The sequence below is a fragment of the Micromonospora pisi genome (assembly GCF_003633685.1).
Taxonomy (GTDB): Bacteria; Actinomycetota; Actinomycetes; order Mycobacteriales; family Micromonosporaceae; genus Micromonospora_G; species Micromonospora_G pisi.
On the sequence record NZ_RBKT01000001.1, the window covers coordinates 4908709 to 4925826 of the forward strand.

The following is a 17118-nucleotide window of genomic DNA, read 5'->3' on the forward strand; positions in this document are numbered from 1 at the left end:
GGTGACGCGCCCCGTACGGCGGGGCCTGACGTCGGAGGAGATGGCGGTCATGCACGCGCTCGTGCTGGCACTGGCACTCCTGGCACTGGTCTGTCTTCCGGCGTTGGTGGCCGCGATGATCTGCGCCGACGAGCTGGTGCACTGGCTCGCCGCCGAGTGGGACGCCCATCGGGTGCGGCGGCGGGAGCAGCGAGCCCTGGATCACCTGGAGCGGGCGCTGCGCGCCGAAACAGGCTTCGGCGGCTTCGACCCCGCCGAGCTGGATCGGCCGGGCGGCCCCGCCATCGAACAGGTCGCGGCCGATCTGCGCCGACTCGGCGGTGAACGGCTCGGGCCGCAGCAGAGGTCCCGGTCCGGGCACGGCGACCTGCTGCGGGCGTACGACGACCGCCTTCGGCTCGCCAGCCGGTATCTGGGGGTGGCGGAGCACCTGGCGGACCTGGACGGGCTGGACCGGGAGATCGAACGGGTCCGGGTCGAGGGTGAACTGGAGGCGGCCGGCTTGATGCTGCACCAGGCCGGTCGCCGCCCGTACCCGGAATGGTGAACTGGTGCGACTGTTCGTGGCGATCCAGCCGCCGTCGGAGGCGTTGGACGATCTCGCCGGGATGGTGGACGGGCTGCGGGTCGGTGCCGCGGGGGCGTCCGGGGTCAACGTACGGCTGACCGCACCGGAGGACCTGCACCTGACCGTCGTCTTCATCGGCGAGGTACGGGACGACCAACTGTCCGGGGTCCGTCGCGCGCTCGATCGGGCGGCCGGGAGTTGGCGCCCGCCGCCGGGAACGGGCGGCTCGGTCGAGGTTGTGGGCGTGCCGAGGCTGCGGCTCGGCGGCGGCGGACTCTTCGGGCCGGCAGCCGACGGCGTGCTCTGGGTGGGCCTGCGCGGCGACGTGGACGCGTTGCACGCGGTCAGCCTGGCCGCCCGACGCGAACTCACCGGCTGCGCAATGGCGCACGACCCGAGGCCGTACGTGCCGCACGTCACCCTGGCCCGGCCGGGGCGTCGGCTGTCACCCGAGGACGTCGAGGCCGACCGGGGTGCCCTGGACGGCTACCTCGGTCCGTCCTGGCCCGTGACGGAACTGGTGCTGGTACGCAGCAACCCGCCCGGCCACCGGCGCCGGTACGACCACCTGGCCGCCTGGCCGCTGTAGCCGTACAGGGGAGAACGGGCTGGCCTCGCCGAGCCGCGGGAGTGTGTCGGGTCAGGAGGTTTCGCGGGCAGCGGGGCCGCTGCCGAAGAGCACGTCGTCCCAGCTCGGCAGCCGCTTACGGGGCTTGCCGCTCTGGTCGGCGTTCTCGTTGGTGGCCGCCGGTGTGGTGGTCCGGCGTGGACGCAGCACCGCCAGCGACGGCACCGCCGGAACCTCCTTGGGCAGGTCCGCGTCGTCGTCGAACGCCGACCCCTGACCTCCACCGAGCAGCGCCGCCGCGCCACCGGCGACCGGTCGCGGTCGGGGCGTCTCGTAGCCGGAGTGCGCGGCCGGGGAAACCGGTTCCAGGCCGCGTCCGGCAGTCGACCCGAGTGGACGGTCGAGGGAGGCGAGCAGTGCATCCCGGCCGGCCCGGATCGGATCGCGGGTCGGACGCGGTGGCGCCGTCTGCTCGCTGGCGGGCGCCGGCAGGCCGTGCCCACCCCGGGACGGCTCGACCCGGGACGGGCCGGGCAACCCGTGACCGCCACGCTCCGGCGACGGCTCCTGGCCGAGGATCGGTGTGGGGCGCTCGGCGCAGAGGTACTGCGCCATGTCGTCGTGCGGCGAAACCATCTGCCGCGTCTTGTCGAGGTCCCAGACAGCCTGCGCGGTGGCCTTGCCGGACGGCCAACTGGCGATGATTCGCCAGGTGCCGTCGTCGCGCCGGTAGGCGTCCCAGGAGATCTTCTCGGTGTCGATGCTGTGCTGTGCCAGCCGGCCGTCGACCACCTCGGCGAGCGGAACGCTCTTCTCCGAGTTCTTCAGCCGGGTACGCCGTGCGTGCTGGGCGACCATCGCCCGCTCCTGCAGCACCGGACCGGCGTAACGCAGCACCCGGTCGACCGGGACACCGGCGATCCGGGCCACGTCCTCGGCGGACTCACCGGCCCGGATCCGGGCCTGGATGTCCCGTGGAGAGAGGGAGGCGACCTGGTCGTGGACCGGGGCCACCACCGACAGTGGGGCGCCACCCGGTTCGGTGTGGAGGACTGTGGCCACCCGCTCGTCGATGGGGAGCGCGAGCAGGCGACCCACCTCATCGGCGAGAACCAGGGCCTGGCCGTCCTCGGAGAGGGCGACGAAGCGTACCGGTCGCATCGCGTTGCCTCCGTCCCGCTCGGCACACGCCACGAGCCAGCCACCCGGGCGTCCTCGCCACACGGTACGCCGGTCGGCCCGTCCGTGGGGGATGCCACGCCCGCATGTCGCGGGTGAGCTGCGCGAATGATCAATGACCCGTCGGGGTTCCGACGGACCCGCCCGGACCGGCCGCACGGGTCCGGACGCGTCCATGCTGTACGCGCCCGGACCATCACGATATCCGCGACCGCCCGCCGCCCGCCGCCCGCCGCCCGGTGAGGCGGTGCCGGCGCGGCGAGCCCTGCTAGAGCGAGGCGACCACGTGGTCGACGCAGGCGGTGAGCGCCTCGACGTCGGCCGGCTCGACCGCCGGGTAGAGCGCGATCCGCAGCTGGTTGCGGCCGAGCTTGCGGTACGGCTCGGTGTCCACGATGCCGTTCGCGCGCAGCGCCCTGGCGATCGCGGTGGCGTCCACCTCGTCGACGAAGTCGATGGTGGCGACCACGTTCGAGCGCAGCCCCGGGTCGATCACGTACGGGGTGGCCACCTCGGAGCGCTCGGCCCACCCGTACACGACGGCGGCGCTCTCGGCGGTGCGCTTCGCCGCCCAGGCCAGCCCGCCCTGCGCGTTCATCCAGTCGGTCTGCTCGGCGGCGAGGAAGATCGTGGCCAGCGCCGGGGTGTTGTACGTCTGCTCCAGTCGCGAGTTGTCGATCGCGGTGACCAGGTCGAGGAAGGCCGGGATGTAGCGCCCGGACTGCTTGATCTCGGTCGCCCGGGCGATCGCGGCCGGTGACATCAGCGCGAGCCAGATTCCGCCGTCGGAGGCGAAGCACTTCTGCGGGGCGAAGTAGTAGACGTCGGTCTCGCGTACGTCCACGTCGAGCCCGCCCGCGCCGGAGGTCGCGTCGACCAGCAGCAGCGAGTCCGGGTCGGCGCCCGCCACCCGGCGGATCGGCACCGCCACCCCGGTCGAGGTCTCGTTCTGCGGGGTGCCGTAGACGTCGACGCCAGCCTCGGCGACCAGGGCCGGGGCGGAGCCGGGTTCGGCTTTGCGTACGGTCGGTTCGCCGAGGAACGGGGCGTCCCGGACCGCCTTGGCGAACTTGGCGCCGAACTCGCCGAAGTTGGCGAACTGGGCCCGGTCGCGGACCAGCCCGAAGGTGGCGACCTCCCAGAACGCGCTGGCACCGCCGTTGCCGATGATCACCTCGTAACCGTCGGGCAGGGAGAAGAACTCGGCGATGCCGCGCCGGAGCCGGGCCACCTGGTCGCGTACGGCCGGCTGGCGGTGCGAGGTGCCGAGGTACGTGGTCGCCACCTCGGCGAGCGCGGAGACCGCCGCCGGGCGGACCTTGGACGGTCCGGCGCCGAAGCGGCCGTCGGCGGGTTTCAACTCGTCAGGGATCTGAATGGTCGATGGGTCAGCCACGGTTATCGACGATCCTTCCGATGGGCCGGCGGGCCCGGGAACTGGCGGACGAGGGCTCCGGACCGCGGGCGCCGAGGCGCCGCGAACCGGAATCCATGGATGTCCGGCGACGCTGCCGAGCACCCATCCTCGCACTGTCGAGGTGCTGGGCACGCCACCGTCCCACCTCGGCGGGTCAGCCGGGTACGGAACGACGACGGCCCGTCCGATCAGATCGGACGGGCCGTCGTGGTGTTCGTTCTCACACGTTGTGGACGACCGCGTCCCAACCCTCGACATCGGCCGGCTTGCGGGTGCCCGGACCGGTGTAGCGGGCGGCGGGGCGGACCAGCCGTCCGAGCTTCTTCTGCTCCAGGATGTGCGCGCTCCAGCCGCCCATCCGCGCGCAGGTGAACATGGAGGTGAACATGTGTGCCGGTACCTCGGCGAAGTCGAGTACGACGGCCGACCAGAACTCGACGTTGGTGGCGAGCACCCGGTCCGGCTTGCGTGCCTGCAATTCGGCGAGGGCGGCCTTCTCCAGTGCCTCGGCGATCTCGAAGCGCGGCGCGCCGAGTTCCTTCGCGGTCCGGCGCAGCACCCTTGCCCGGGGGTCCTCGGCCCGGTAGATCCGGTGGCCGAAGCCCATCAGCCGCTCGCCCCGGTCGAGTACGCCCTTGACGTAACCCTCGGCGTCGCCGCTGCGCTCCACCGCCTCGATCATGTGCAGGACCCGGGAGGGTGCCCCGCCGTGCAGCGGGCCGGAGAGCGCGCCGATGCCGGAGGAGATGCAGGCGGCGGCGTCGGCTCCGGTGGAGGCGACGATCCGGGCGGTGAAGGTGGAGGCGTTCAGGCCGTGTTCGGCGGCGGAGATGAAGTACGCGTCGACGGCCTTGACGTGCCGGGGGTCCGGCTCGCCGCGCCAGCGCTTCATGAAGCGTTCGACGATCGTCTGCGCCTTGTCGATCTCCTTCTGCGGCACCGCCGGCAGACCGAGACCACGGGCCGACTGGGCGACGAAGGAGAGTGCGGTCACCGAGACCCGGGCCAGGTCCTCGCGGACCTGCTCGTCGTTGATGTCGAGGAGCTGGTCGAGACCCCAGTACGGGGCGAGCATCGCGACCGCGGACTGGACGTCCACCCGGATGTCGCCGGAGTGCACCGGAACCGGGAACGGTTCGGCCGGTGGCAGGCCGGGACCGAACCGGCCGTCCACGAGTAGGGCCCAGACGTTGCCGAATGAGACCTGCCCGATCAGATCCTCGATGTCAACGCCTCGGTAGCGCAGCGATCCGCCCTCTTTGTCGGGCTCCGCGATCTCGGTCTCGAAGGCGACCACGCCTTCAAGCCCCGGTTTGAAGTCGGACATTTCGCTCTCCTGGATCTGGTTCGTCCGTACACCCGGGGCTCATCGGTGTGACCCGGGAGCTCCTTAGGCGACCCTCAGGGATGTGTTCGTGCCATCTTGCCTGGTGAGTAACTAACTCGCGACCCGGTCTCGATGTGCTGCGCACGACACTTTTCCGGAGCCGGTTCCGCGACGGATTCATCGATCGCCGGCCAATTACCTGACCAGTGCCGGTTCACCCGGGTCCAGGCGGGTGCGCCAGGATGGCCAGGTGACGCCAGACACAGTGCGACCAGCGGGTATTCGCAGCGACTACGCGGTCGACCGGGGGCTCTCCCGGACCGACCTGGCCCCGGACTGGTACACCCAGTTCGACCGCTGGTTCGCCGACGCGGTCGCCGCCGGCCTGCCCGAGCCGAACGCCATGATGCTGGCCACCGCCGACGCCACCGGGCGGCCCAGCGGCCGGACCGTCCTGCTCAAGGGGTACGACGAGCGCGGGCTGGTGTTCTTCACCAACTACGGCTCCCGCAAGGGCTCCGAGGCGCTCGCCAACCCGTACGCCAGCCTGGTCTTTCCGTGGTTTCCGATGTCCCGGCAGGTGGTGGTCTGCGGCGCGGTGGAGCCGGTCGACCGGGCCGAGACCGAGGAGTACTTCGCCAGTCGCCCGCGCGGCTCCCGGCTCGGGGCGTGGGCCAGCCCACAGTCGCGGGTGCTGCCCGACCGGGAGACCCTGGACACCAGTTTCCGGGCGGTCGTGGACCGGTTCGGTGACCAGGGTCCGATTCCGCCGCCGCCGCACTGGGGTGGTCTGCGGGTGGTGCCGGAGACGGTGGAGTTCTGGCAGGGGAGGACCAGCAGGCTGCACGATCGGCTGCGCTACCGTCGAGGCGACGAACAGGGGTGGATCATCGAACGACTGGCACCATGAGTTCCGAGCCGGGTTCCGCGCAGGACTCCGGACAGCTCCTCGAAGACCGGCAGAGCGGTCAGCAGGACCTCGAAGACCGGAAACTCGCAGACAGTAAGCAAGAGAAGAAGCCGTCGCGGTGGGCGATCGACGTACGCCCGCTGCGGGTTCCCGCGTACCGGCGGCTCTGGATCGGCAACGGCGTGTCGATGTACGGCATGCAGTTCACCGCCGTCGCCGTGCCGGTGGAGATGTACACCCTGACCCATGACTCGTTCTGGGTCGGCCTGCTCGGCCTCACCACCCTGGTCCCGTTGGTGATCTTCGGCATCTGGGGCGGTGCCGTCGCCGACGTGGTGGACCGGCGCAAGCTGCTCCTGGTGAGCACCGCCCTGCTCTGGCTGACCACACTCGGTCTGCTGGCCCAGGCGGTGTTCCGGGTGGGCAGCCCGGTGCTGCTGCTCGCCCTGGTCGCGGTCCAGTCGGCCGCGTTCGGGATCAGCTCACCGGCCCGCCAGGCCATCATCACCCGGCTGGTGCCGACCCCGCTGGTACCGGCCGCGCTGACCCTCGGATTCACCACCGCACAGGCGGCCGGGGTGGCCGGCCCGCTCACCGCGGGTCTGATCTTCTCCGCCTGGGCGCCGGAGACCGGCCTGCCGCTGGCGTACGGGGTGGACGCCCTGCTCTTCACCGTCTCGCTCTGGGCCACCTACCGGCTGCCGTCGCTGGCGCCGCTGGCCGAGAGCGAGGGCGGGGAGGTGGACGCGAACGCCCCACCGGCCGCCCGGCGCGCCGGGCTGCGCAGCATCGCCGACGGTTTCCGTTACCTGGCCACCACCCCGGTGCTCCTGCTCTCCTTCGGCATCGACCTGATCGCGATGGTGCTCGCCATGCCCCGCAGCCTCTTCCCGGAGGTGGCGCAGGAGCGGTTCGGCGGGGGAGCGGCGATCGGTCTGCTCTACAGCGCGATCGCGATCGGGTCGGTGCTCGGCGGTCTCACCTCGGGTTGGATCGGCCGGATCGAGCGTCAGGGCCTGGCCCTGGTGGTCGCGGTGGTCGGCTGGGGGGTGAGCATCGCGTTCGCCGGACTGGCGCACCAGCTCTGGCTGGTGGTCGGGCTGCTCGCCCTGGCCGGCGCCGCCGACCTGGTCTCCTCGGTGTTCCGGCAGTCGATGTTGCAGGTCTACGTGCCGGACCGGATGCGGGGGCGGCTCCAGGGGGTCAACATCACCGTGGTGGCCGGCGGTCCCCGGCTCGGTGATCTTCGGGCCGGCCTGATGGCCTCCTCGCTCGGCGTCGGCGTCGCCTGGGTGGGCGGCGGGCTGGCGGTGGTGGTGCTGGCCCCGCTGCTGGCGCTCGCCTTCCCGGCGCTCATGCGCTACCGGGCACCGGCCACGCCCGCCGACTGAGCGCGAACCCGGTCGGATAGCTGCTTCGCTGGTGGCCGGGGTTGCCGGGCGATCGGGCGGCGCGTCGGGCCAACCGATATCGTCCCGGCATGGAGAACGTGGAAACCGGGCCCCGCCCGCTGTCCGGCACACAGTGGACGATCGCGGGTGGCGGCCAGGAGGCCGTCGTGGTGGAGGTGGGCGGGGGACTTCGCGCCTACCGGATCGGCGGGGTGGACTACCTCGACGGGTACGCCGACGACGAGGTCTCGCCGGGCAGCGCCGGGCAGGTGCTCGCCCCCTGGCCGAACCGGATCCGGGACGGCCGGTACAGCTTCGGCGACCGCTCGTACCAGCTGGCGCTGACCGAGCCGGACAAGCACACCGCGATTCACGGCCTGGTCAACTGGCTTCCCTGGCACCTGGTGGAAGAGGCGCCGGACGCGATCACGGTCGCCTGTGAGCTGCCCGCCCAGGTGGGTTACCCGTGGCCGCTGCGGCTGACCACCCGGTGGCAGATCGGCCCGGAGGGGCTGCGGGCCGACCACGAGGTGACCAACCTCGGGGCGCAGGAGGCACCGTTCGGGCTCTCCGTACACCCGTACTTCCGGTTGCCGGGGGTGCCGGTGGAGCAGGTGCGGCTCCGGGTGCCGGGACGCAGCCGGCTGCTGGCCGACGGTCGGCTGCTGCCGATCGGCGCGGTCAAGGTCACTGGCAGTGAGTACGACTTCACCGAGCCCCGGCAGATCGGCGACGCCGTGCTCGACGTCACCTTCGGCGAGGTCGAGCAGGGGCCGGACGGTTCCAGCGTCACCCTCACCGGACCGGGTGCGGAGCCGGCGGTCAGCATCTGGGCCGACCGGGCGTTCGGCTGGTGGCAGGTGTTCACCGGCGACACCCTGACCGGAGACCGGAACCGCAGGTCGGTCGCGGTGGAGCCGATGACGTGCCCGCCGGACGCGTTCCGTTCGGGCCGGGACGTGATCGTGCTGGCGCCCGGCGCGACCTGGCGCGCGAGTTGGGGGATCCGCCCCGGCTCGGCCGTCGCCTGAGCGGGCGGGCCGGCCGGATGGAGTTCGCGCAGGTCGTACGGGCCCGGCGGATGGTGCGCAACTACGACCCGGACCGGCCGGTCCCGCCGGACCTGGTCGAGCGGCTGCTGGATCACGCGGTGCGGGCGCCGTCGGCCGGGTTCTCCCAGGGCTGGGGCTTCCTGGTGCTGGAGACCGCAGCGGACACGGCGCGTTTCTGGTCGGCGACCAGTCCGGACCCCGGCGCCGGGGGACGTTGGCTGACCGGGATGCGCCGTGCCCCGTTGATCGTGGTGCCGCACGCGAACCGGTCGGCGTACCTGGACCGGTACGCCGAACCGGACAAGGGCTGGACCGATCGCGACGAGAGCCGCTGGCCGGTGCCGTACTGGCATGTCGACGCCGGTTTCGCCGCACTGCTGATATTGCTTACCGCAGTGGACGAGGGGCTTGGCGCGTGTTTTTTCGGGATCCCACCGGAGCGCGTCTCCGCGTATCGTGATGAGTTCGGCGTACCCGATGAATTCAGCCCTATCGGGGCCCTGACAATTGGTTATCGGGCACCGGACCACCGGTCGGCCTCGCTCAAGCGGGGCCGTCGTCCGCTCGATCAGGTCGTCCATCGCGGTCAATGGGGTTGACCGTTCGGCTGGTACGTGTCGGACGGGCAGTAACGAAATCGACATCCGGGAACAAACCGCGATCTCGTGGTCGGTCGCTAGGCTGACACGGGCCATCGGATTGGCACCGGCGTCATCGGACGTGGTGGGGCAGGGGCGGAACGGCAGAGCCGGCCCGGCCACGGGGAGGGGAGAGTGCTGTCGTGATCTTCAAAGCGGTTCGGGACGGACGTCCCTACCCGGAGCACGGGTTCACCCTCAAGCAGTGGGCGGAGATTCCGCCGCGCCCGCTTCGGCTCGACCAGCTGATCACGACCAAGCGAGAGCTCGCGCTCGACAAGCTGCTCGCCGAGGACTCCACGTTCTACGGCGACCTCTTCCCCCACGTCGTGCAGTGGAACAACGGCCTTTACCTGGAGGACGGCCTGCACCGCGCGCTCCGGGCGGCGCTCCAGCAGCGCAACCAGATCCACGCCCGGGTGCTCGTCCTGCCGGCGGCACCGTGAGCGCCCCGGTGTCCTCGCTGGACCTGCTCGACCTCGACGCGCTCCTCTCCGAGGAGGAGCGGCAGATCAGGGCGGTGGTACGCCAACTCGTCGACGACCGGGTCCGCCCGCACGTCGCCGGGTGGTACGAGTCCGGTCAGGCGCCGATCCGGGAGTTGGCCGTCGAGTTCGGCAAGGTGGGCCTGCTCGGCATGCACCTGACCGGATACGGCTGCGCCGGCGCCTCGGCGGTCGCGTACGGGCTGGCGTGCCTGGAGCTGGAGGCGGGGGACTCCGGGCTGCGGTCGTTGGTGTCGGTGCAGGGCTCGCTGGCGATGTACGCGATCTGGCGTTACGGCAGCGACGAGCAGAAGCAGCGCTGGTTGCCGACGATGGCGACCGGCGAGACGATCGGCTGTTTCGGCCTGACCGAGCCCGACCACGGTTCCGACCCGGCCTCGATGGCGACCCGGGCCCGGCGGGACGGCACCGACTGGGTGCTGACCGGCACCAAGATGTGGATCACCAACGCGCCGCTGGCCGACGTGGCGGTGATCTGGGCCCGCACCGATGAGGGCATCCGGGGTTTTGTCGTGCCGCTCGACACCCCCGGCGTGAGCACCCGGGAGATCCGGCAGAAGATGTCGCTGCGCGCCTCCTCGACCGGGGAGATCGTGCTCGATGGCGTACGGCTGCCGGCAACCGCCCAACTGCCGGCGGCGAGCGGTCTCAAGGCACCGCTCTCCTGTCTGACCGAGGCGCGGTTCGGCATCGTCTGGGGTGCCCTCGGTGCCGCCCGCGACTGCCTGCGGGTGGCGCTCGACTACGCCGTGCACCGGACCCAGTTCGGTAGGCCGATCGCCGGCTTCCAGCTGACCCAGGCGAAGCTCGCGGACATGGCGGTCGAGTTGCAGAAGGGCTACCTGCTGGCGCTGCACCTGGGTCGGTTGGCCGACGCCGGTGCGCTCCGCCCGGACCAGGTCAGCGTCGGCAAGCTGAACAACGTCCGGGAGGCGCTCACGATCGCCCGTGAGTGCCGGACGATCCTCGGCGCCAACGGCATCAGCGGCGAGTACCCGGTACTGCGGCACGCCAGCAACCTGGAGACGGTGCTGACCTACGAGGGCACCTCGGAGATCCACCAGCTGGTGATCGGCCAGCGGTTGACCGGGATCGCCGCGTTCAGCTGACCGTCCGATGGGGTACAGCTACGGCAGTGGTCGTGTTGTCGCACCCGACCCGTACCGTTTGCGCCAGGAAGACGGTCTGATGAGGACGGTGAGGGCAGATGTCCCGAAGCGGAGATGTCAACGAGCCCACCCGGGAGTTCCCGGAGTACGCGAAGGGTCAGGCCACGCCGGGCGTGCCGGCGCAGGACCGACGCTGGGCGGCGGACGGCGGCGCCGAGGCGGTCGGTGAGCCGACCGCTGGAGACGGCGATCCGGAGCCGACCCGGTCCGATCCGGTGCTCACCTCGGAACGCACCCGTGGACGCGGGCTGTTCTGGCTGGCGGGTGCGCTCGCCGTGGCGCTGGTCCTGGTCCTCGGGGTGCGGGCGACCGGGCTCTGGCCGACCTGGCGCAACCCGTTCGCGCAGGAGACGACCGACCGGAGCCAGCCTCCGTTGCTCAAGTCGATCCAGGACCTGAGCCGTTATGTCGCGGCGGAGGGCAACTTCCAGGTCGTGATCGACCTTCAGAACGACCGGAAGTACGTGCCGGACTTCCTGCTCAACGAACGTACGCTTTTTGTCGGCGCGGGGTCAGTTGAGTCGTATGTCGATTTCGCCCGTATTTCCGACGGCGCGGTGATCGAGTCGGCCGATCGGAAGTCGGTGGAGATCCGGTTGCCCGCGCCGCAACTCGGCGAGCCGAATCTCGACCTTGAGCGGAGCTATGTCTTCGCCGAGGAACGCGGTCTGTTGAACCGGCTCGGCGAGGTGTTCGGCGGAGATCCGAACCGGCAGCGCGAGGTCTACCAGAAGGCCGAGGAGAGCATCGCCGCCGCCGCCCGGGACAGCGGTCTCGGTGACCGGGCGCAGGAGAACACCCGGAAGATGCTTGAGGGTCTGCTCCGTTCGCTGGGCTACGAGAAGGTGACTGTCACCTATACCGCTCCCTGAGCGTAGGACTTCGATGACTCGGTGTCATCGCAGGTCAGGGCGGTACGCCGGGTATTCTCCAAGCGTCCACCGGTGGCGACAGAACACAAACGGGATATGGCGGTAGTATCCAGCGACGTCTTGAGAAGGCGGCCGATGGTGCACCGTGTTGCCCTTGGTCCGCCGGCCCCTCGCCAATCGATACACCGAGAAATCGAATCGGGAGAAACGCCTGTGGCACCTTCTGTTGCCGGAGACGAGATCGAGGTTACCGTCCTGCTTCCGTGCCTCAACGAGGCCGAGACGTTGGAGATCTGCGTCACCAAGGCTGTCCGGGCCCTCGCTGAACTGGGTGTCGTCGGCGAGGTCCTGGTCAGCGACAACGGATCGACCGACGGCTCGCAGGAGATCGCGACCAGGGCGGGCGCGCGGGTGTCGCACGCACCCATCCGCGGCTACGGCGGCGCGTTGCTCAACGGCATCGCGCAGGCCCGTGGCAAGTACGTGATCATGGGCGACGCGGACGACTCGTACGACCTGTCCAACCTTGAGCCGTTCATCCGGGAACTGCGGGCCGGGCACGACGTGGTCATGGGTAACCGGTTCCGTGGCGGCATCGACAAGGGCGCGATGCCGCCGCTGCACCGCTACCTCGGCAACCCGGTGCTCTCCTGGCTCGGGCGGCGTCTGTTCGGGCTGCGCAACGTCGGCGACTTCCACTGCGGCATCCGGGGCTTCAACCGGGACCGCATCCGCGACCTCCAGCTCTGCATGCCCGGCATGGAGTTCGCCTCCGAGCTGGTCGTGCGGGCAGCGCTGAACAACTACGACATCGTCGAGGTTCCGACCACCCTCAAGAAGGACGGCCGCAGCCGCCCGCCGCACCTGCGTACCTGGCGGGACGGCTGGCGTCACCTGCGCTTCCTGCTCGTCTTCGCCCCGCGCAAGACGCTGATCTGGCCCGGATTCGTCCTCACCGTGCTGGGCCTGCTCGGCACCGCGACGCTCTCCTTCGGCCCGCTCCAGGTGGCCGGGGTCGGCTTCGACATCAGCACCATGGTCTACACCTGCCTGGCCGTCCTGGTCGGCGCGCAACTTCTGCTCTTCGGTGTCTTCGCGCTCCTCTACGGGCACACCGAAGGCATCACGACCCAGCAACAGGCGGCCTTCTGGGGCAGGTGGGTCCGGTTCGAGACCTGCACCGCCGCCGGTCTGTTCCTGGTCCTGCTCGGCCTGGCCGGTTCGATCCTCGCGGTCACCGCGTGGGGGACCAGCGGCTTCGGCGAGCAGAACCTCGCCGAGACCCTTCGGGTCGTGCTCCCCTCCTCGACGGTGATCGGCCTGGGCATGACCGTGCTCTTCTCCGGGCTCTTCGCCAGCCTGCTCAACCTGCGTCGGGTCAGCCCGAGCGCGCCGGTCGTCGCGACCCCGACCGACGACGCCCGCAGCGACAGCGACCTCGCGTCGGCGCGGAGCTGAGCAAGCAGTGACGCTCCAGACGACGCCCGGCGAGTCCGGCCGGCCGATCGAGGCCGACCTGATCAAACCCGACGAGGCGGATGTGTCGACCGAAGACCGTGAGCCGGTCACCAAGCCCGTGGCGAAGCCGGCCGAGCCGGCCGAGTCCACCGGGCTGGTGACCGGCCCGGCCGAGCCGGCCGGCTCCGGCCCCGTCGCCGCCGAGGCGACGACGGGGCGTCGGGTGCCGGGCTGGCTGGGCAACAGCGGCACGATCGCCCTGCTCAGCTGGCTGGTGGGGACCCCGGTCGCGGTCGGAATCCCGAAGGTGATCGACCGGAATCCGTTCTCGGCCGGTGCCTCGACCATTCCGCTCGCGGCAGCATTCCTGCTGATCATCGGGGTTTTCCTGCTGGCCCGGCGTTGGTCCGGTGAGGTGGCCGCGGGTCTCGCCGCCGGTCTGGGTGCCGCCTGGACCGTGCTGATGCTGCGTTCCGCTCTGAACGGCACCCCGTTCGGCTTCGCCGGCCTCGTCGGCGACATGGGCCGGATGTCCGCGGCGGCGACCCGCTACACCACCACCATCGCCAGCAGCGACACCCTGGTGCACGGGCTGCCGTCGGAGTACCCGCCGTTCTACGCCTGGCTGATCGGCCGGGCGTCGGTGCTGTTGGACGAACCGGCCTGGCGGCTGCTCGCCGACGCCGAAGTGATCTTCAGTTCCGCCGCGGTGCTCGCCGCGTTCCTCCTCTGGCGCCGGCTGGTCGGTCCCTGGGTGGCCCTGGCGATCTCCGCGCTGACCCTCGCCACCTGGTCGGACCCGCGTAAGGCGTTCGAGGTGCTGACGTTGGCGATCTTCGTACCGTGGGCGCTGGAGGTCTTCGCCCGCCCGACCCGGCGGCGGATGCACTGGCTGCCGGCCGGTCTGCTCGGCGGGTTCATCGTGATCACCTACCAGGCGTGGATGGTCTACGCGGCCATCGGTCTGATCGCCCTGATCGTGATCGCCTGGCGGACCGAGCCGGACCGCTGGGCCTACCTGCGCCGACTGGGCCTGATCGTGCTGGTCTCGTTCGTCGTGGCGTCCTGGTACATCGTGCCCTTCGGCTGGGCCAGCCTGACCGAGGGCGGACAGTCGATCTCCGACCTGTACGTCTCGAGCTCGCTGAACGCCGGGCTCTTCCCGTTCCTCGACGTCAACCCGCTCGGGCTGCTGCAACTGGTCGGCCTGGTCGGCCTGGTGTGGTTGTGGCGCTCGGTCTGGTGGGCCCGCCCGCTGATGCTGCTGGTCATCTCCGCGTACGGCTACCGGTTGATCTCGATGGTCCGGTACGTGCTCACCCAGCACACCGGTTTCATGCACTACACCGCCCGGCTCTACGGGGTGCTGCTCACCATCGCCGGGGTACTGGTACTGGCGCACCTGGTCCCGATGGTGCTGCGGCGGCTGCGGCTGACCCCGCCCCGGCTGGCCGGCGCGGCGCTGCTCGCGGTCATCCTCGCCTGGACGGCGACCGGCTTCACCAACGCCTGGATGCCGGAAACCGGCAGCAAGTACGCGATCAGCGCGCACACCGAACCGCTGCCCGGCGGCGGGTACCCGACGTACGCCCCGAAGGAGGGACGTCGTTCCGGGTTCCCGATCACCCAGGTCGAGCAGGCGGTCGAGGAGGTGCTCGGCCCGGACGCGCAGCCGGTGACCCTCTCCACCGACGACCGGGTCTTCTCGTTCCTGCCCTGGCCGGGCTTCATGGACAACGACCGCACCGCCGGCAGCACGCTGTCCCGCTGGGACGACCGGCTCGCCGAGGTGAAGGAACTGGCCGCGACCAGGGACCCGGCGGCGTTCGCGGCCAAGGCGGCGAACCTCGGCGAGTTCGGGGGGATCCAGGTGTTCGTGCTGAGCGAGCAACCGGACGGCTGGGCCTGGCGCAGCCAGCGCTTCACCCCGGACCAGTTCTCGTCGCAGTACTGGACCGTGATCGACCTGGACAACGTGGTGGTGGCCGTCCGGCGGTGAGCCGGGGCTCCACCGACCCACCGTCAGACCGTTGTGTCGACCGGGGCCGCACCCGCGAGGGGCGGCCCCGGTTCGTCTTCCGGCTACACCCGGGCAACGGTCCCGGAGCCGGTCCCGCCCGGCGGTGCGCTGCCGCCTCAGTTGGCCGCGTACGCCTGCCGCTGGTCCTCGTTCGGCATGATGATCCAGAGCGCCAGGTAGACCAGCACCTGCGTACCGGGCAGGATCAGCGACAGCACGAAGATGAGTCGGACCATTCCGGCGGAGAGGCCGAAGCGGCGGGCCAGACCGGCGCAGACTCCGGCGATCATGCGGTGGTCCCGGGGGCGTACCAGTTTGCGACTCATGGTCGTCGTCTCCCACTCTGCGGCGGTCCGCCGCGTCTCTATCCACCGTACGAACGGACGTCGAGGACGCCGTCCGCCCTGAGGCCGATTCGGTGCACCCGTACCCGTAGGTGCTTACCCCGGTCGGCCGCTCCGGACGCATGCTGGAGAGGACGGGTAGGCTCGCCGATCGGTGCTGGCCTGACCGACGGCAACGGAGCCGATGCGGCAGCGCGGGCGGTGGGAGGAGGATCGATGATCAGCGTCTTCGATCTGTTCACGGTGGGAATCGGGCCATCCAGTTCGCACACGGTGGGGCCGATGCGGGCGGCACGTACCTTCGCCGCCGGGCTCAAGGCCGACGGTCTGCTCGCCGGCACCACCCGCATCCACGCCGAACTGTTCGGCTCGCTCGGCGCCACCGGCCACGGCCACGGCAGTGACCGGGCTGTTCTGCTCGGACTCACCGGGGAGGCCCCCGAGTCGGTCGACCCGGACCAGGTCGACGCGGCGGTGGCGGAGATCCGGGAAACCGGGCGACTGGCCGTGCTCGGCGCGCACACCATCGACTTCGACCCGAACCGTGACCTGGTGCTGCACCGCCGCCGCGCGTTGCCGTACCACCCGAACGGAATGACCTTCACCGCGTACGACGAGACCGGCGAGGTGGTACGCGGCCGGACGTACTACTCGGTCGGCGGTGGGTTCGTGGTGGACGAGGCTGCGGCCGGAGCCGACCGGATCATCGCCGACCCGACCCGGGTGCCGTACCCGTTCAGCACCGGCGCCGAACTACTGCGGGTGACCGAGGAGACCGGTCTGTCGATCAGCGGCGTGATGTTCGCGAACGAGCGGGCCCGGCGGAGCGCCGACGAGATCCGTACCGGCCTGCTGGAGATCTGGCGGGTGATGCAGGAGTGCGTGGAACGGGGCAGCCACCGTGACGGTGTGCTCCCGGGCGGCCTGAAGGTACGGCGCCGGGCGGCGGAGCTGCGGCGGGCCCTGTCGGCGGAGCGCGGACCCGGGTCGACCGGCACCGGTGGGGCCGAGGACCCGCTGCGGGTGATGGACTGGGTGACCCTGTTCGCGCTCGCGGTCAACGAGGAGAACGCCGCCGGTGGCCGGGTGGTGACCGCGCCGACCAACGGTGCCGCCGGCATCATTCCGGCGGTGCTGCACTACTACACCCGGTTCGTCGCCACCGCGTCACCGGACGGGGTGATCCGCTTCCTGCTCGCCGCAGCCGCGATCGGCGTGTTGTTCAAGGAGAACGCGTCGATCTCCGGGGCCGAGGTCGGCTGCCAGGGCGAGGTCGGCTCGGCCTGCTCGATGGCGGCGGCCGGGTTGGCCGAGGCGCTCGGCGGCACCGCCGCCCAGGTGGAGAACGCGGCGGAAATCGGCATGGAGCACAACCTGGGGCTGACCTGCGACCCCGTCGGCGGCCTGGTCCAGATTCCCTGCATCGAGCGGAACGCGGTGGCGAGCATCAAGGCGATCACCGCCGCCCGGCTGGCGCTGCGCGGGGACGGCGTACACACCGTCTCGCTGGACAAAGTGATCAAGACCATGCGAGAGACCGGCGCGGATATGAAGGTGAAGTACAAGGAGACAGCACGAGGTGGGCTCGCGGTCAATGTCATCGAATGCTGAGGAGGCGCGGATCGGCGTCCCTGACGCTTGGAGTGCGGCCGGCACCGCCTACCGAGCGTGCTGACCGACTGCTAACCTATGGCGCGTC

16 protein-coding genes are annotated in these 17118 nt (G+C 70.8%); 12 read left to right on the forward strand and 4 right to left on the reverse strand.

All coding sequences use genetic code 11. The annotated features are described in order from the left end of the window. The first annotated feature begins 1 nt into the window (after position 1). Both BDK92_RS20905 and thpR read left to right on the forward strand, forming a co-directional pair. Positions 2-547: a hypothetical protein gene (locus BDK92_RS20905; RefSeq protein WP_246017158.1), complete on the forward strand. Its 546-nt coding sequence runs from the start codon at positions 2-4 to the stop codon at positions 545-547. A gap of 4 nt (positions 548-551) precedes the next feature. Beyond that, positions 552-1157, forward strand: a complete 606-nt coding sequence (gene thpR, locus BDK92_RS20910) for an RNA 2',3'-cyclic phosphodiesterase (RefSeq protein ID WP_121158244.1) — start codon at positions 552-554, stop codon at positions 1155-1157. Positions 1158-1208: 51 nt separating this feature from the next. Here the strand turns inward: thpR and sepH are convergent, their stop codons facing one another. The 3 genes from sepH to BDK92_RS20925 all read right to left on the reverse strand — a co-directional run bounded on the left by sepH (position 1209) and on the right by BDK92_RS20925 (position 5059). Next, on the reverse strand, positions 1209-2297 hold the full coding sequence (gene sepH, locus BDK92_RS20915) for a septation protein SepH (protein WP_121162438.1): 1089 nt from the start codon (positions 2295-2297) through the stop codon (positions 1209-1211). Between the two features lie 286 nt (positions 2298-2583). Next, positions 2584-3711 (reverse strand): phosphoserine transaminase, encoded by a 1128-nt coding sequence (serC, locus tag BDK92_RS20920; protein WP_121158245.1) that lies wholly within the window; start codon positions 3709-3711, stop codon positions 2584-2586. A 241-nt stretch (positions 3712-3952) separates the two neighbouring features. Continuing rightward, positions 3953-5059, reverse strand: coding sequence for a citrate synthase 2 (locus tag BDK92_RS20925; protein WP_121158246.1), 1107 nt, complete (start codon positions 5057-5059; stop codon positions 3953-3955). A gap of 250 nt (positions 5060-5309) precedes the next feature. Between BDK92_RS20925 and pdxH the strand changes: the two genes are divergently transcribed. The 9 genes from pdxH to BDK92_RS20970 all read left to right on the forward strand — a co-directional run bounded on the left by pdxH (position 5310) and on the right by BDK92_RS20970 (position 15054). After that, positions 5310-5969 carry a pyridoxamine 5'-phosphate oxidase gene (gene pdxH / locus BDK92_RS20930; protein WP_121162439.1) on the forward strand — a complete coding sequence of 220 codons (660 nt, stop codon included), beginning with the start codon at positions 5310-5312 and terminating at the stop codon, positions 5967-5969. Next, positions 5966-7360: an MFS transporter gene (locus tag BDK92_RS20935; protein ID WP_121158247.1), complete on the forward strand. Its 1395-nt coding sequence runs from the start codon at positions 5966-5968 to the stop codon at positions 7358-7360. Before pdxH ends, BDK92_RS20935 begins: the two co-directional genes overlap by 4 nt. A gap of 89 nt (positions 7361-7449) precedes the next feature. Beyond that, a complete protein-coding gene (locus BDK92_RS20940; protein WP_121158248.1) occupies positions 7450-8391 on the forward strand; it encodes an aldose 1-epimerase family protein in 942 nt (313 codons plus the stop codon). Between the two features lie 17 nt (positions 8392-8408). Further along, a complete protein-coding gene (locus BDK92_RS20945) occupies positions 8409-9011 on the forward strand; it encodes a nitroreductase family protein (RefSeq protein ID WP_121158249.1) in 603 nt (200 codons plus the stop codon). Between the two features lie 182 nt (positions 9012-9193). Further along, positions 9194-9496 carry a type II toxin-antitoxin system VapB family antitoxin gene (locus tag BDK92_RS20950; RefSeq protein WP_121158250.1) on the forward strand — a complete coding sequence of 101 codons (303 nt, stop codon included), beginning with the start codon at positions 9194-9196 and terminating at the stop codon, positions 9494-9496. Positions 9497-9504: 8 nt separating this feature from the next. Further along, positions 9505-10665 carry an acyl-CoA dehydrogenase family protein gene (locus BDK92_RS20955; RefSeq protein ID WP_121162440.1) on the forward strand — a complete coding sequence of 387 codons (1161 nt, stop codon included), beginning with the start codon at positions 9505-9507 and terminating at the stop codon, positions 10663-10665. A 98-nt stretch (positions 10666-10763) separates the two neighbouring features. Beyond that, positions 10764-11597, forward strand: coding sequence for a DUF4230 domain-containing protein (locus BDK92_RS20960; RefSeq protein WP_121158251.1), 834 nt, complete (start codon positions 10764-10766; stop codon positions 11595-11597). A 213-nt stretch (positions 11598-11810) separates the two neighbouring features. Next, a complete protein-coding gene (locus BDK92_RS20965; RefSeq protein WP_246017159.1) occupies positions 11811-13055 on the forward strand; it encodes a glycosyltransferase family 2 protein in 1245 nt (414 codons plus the stop codon). Positions 13056-13062: 7 nt separating this feature from the next. Next, complete coding sequence (locus BDK92_RS20970) at positions 13063-15054, forward strand: arabinofuranosyltransferase (RefSeq protein ID WP_121158253.1); 1992 nt, start codon at positions 13063-13065, stop codon at positions 15052-15054. A gap of 137 nt (positions 15055-15191) precedes the next feature. On the opposite strand, the gene BDK92_RS20975 is transcribed toward BDK92_RS20970, so the two are convergent. Then, positions 15192-15401 carry a PspC domain-containing protein gene (locus BDK92_RS20975; RefSeq protein ID WP_121158254.1) on the reverse strand — a complete coding sequence of 70 codons (210 nt, stop codon included), beginning with the start codon at positions 15399-15401 and terminating at the stop codon, positions 15192-15194. 234 nt (positions 15402-15635) lie between these two features. Between BDK92_RS20975 and BDK92_RS20980 the strand changes: the two genes are divergently transcribed. Then, complete coding sequence (locus tag BDK92_RS20980) at positions 15636-17030, forward strand: L-serine ammonia-lyase (protein WP_121158255.1); 1395 nt, start codon at positions 15636-15638, stop codon at positions 17028-17030. Positions 17031-17118: the final 88 nt, after the last annotated feature.

Coding starts and splice junctions, on each gene's coding strand:
- sepH (WP_121162438.1), bottom strand. CDS start 2,297: ATGCGACCGGTACGCTTCGTCGCCCTCTCCGAGGACGGCCAGGCCCTG.
- BDK92_RS20925 (WP_121158246.1), bottom strand. CDS start 5,059: ATGTCCGACTTCAAACCGGGGCTTGAAGGCGTGGTCGCCTTCGAGACC.
- BDK92_RS20935 (WP_121158247.1), top strand. CDS start 5,966: ATGAGTTCCGAGCCGGGTTCCGCGCAGGACTCCGGACAGCTCCTCGAA.
- BDK92_RS20940 (WP_121158248.1), top strand. CDS start 7,450: ATGGAGAACGTGGAAACCGGGCCCCGCCCGCTGTCCGGCACACAGTGG.
- BDK92_RS20945 (WP_121158249.1), top strand. CDS start 8,409: ATGGAGTTCGCGCAGGTCGTACGGGCCCGGCGGATGGTGCGCAACTAC.
- BDK92_RS20960 (WP_121158251.1), top strand. CDS start 10,764: ATGTCCCGAAGCGGAGATGTCAACGAGCCCACCCGGGAGTTCCCGGAG.
- BDK92_RS20975 (WP_121158254.1), bottom strand. CDS start 15,401: ATGAGTCGCAAACTGGTACGCCCCCGGGACCACCGCATGATCGCCGGA.
- BDK92_RS20980 (WP_121158255.1), top strand. CDS start 15,636: ATGATCAGCGTCTTCGATCTGTTCACGGTGGGAATCGGGCCATCCAGT.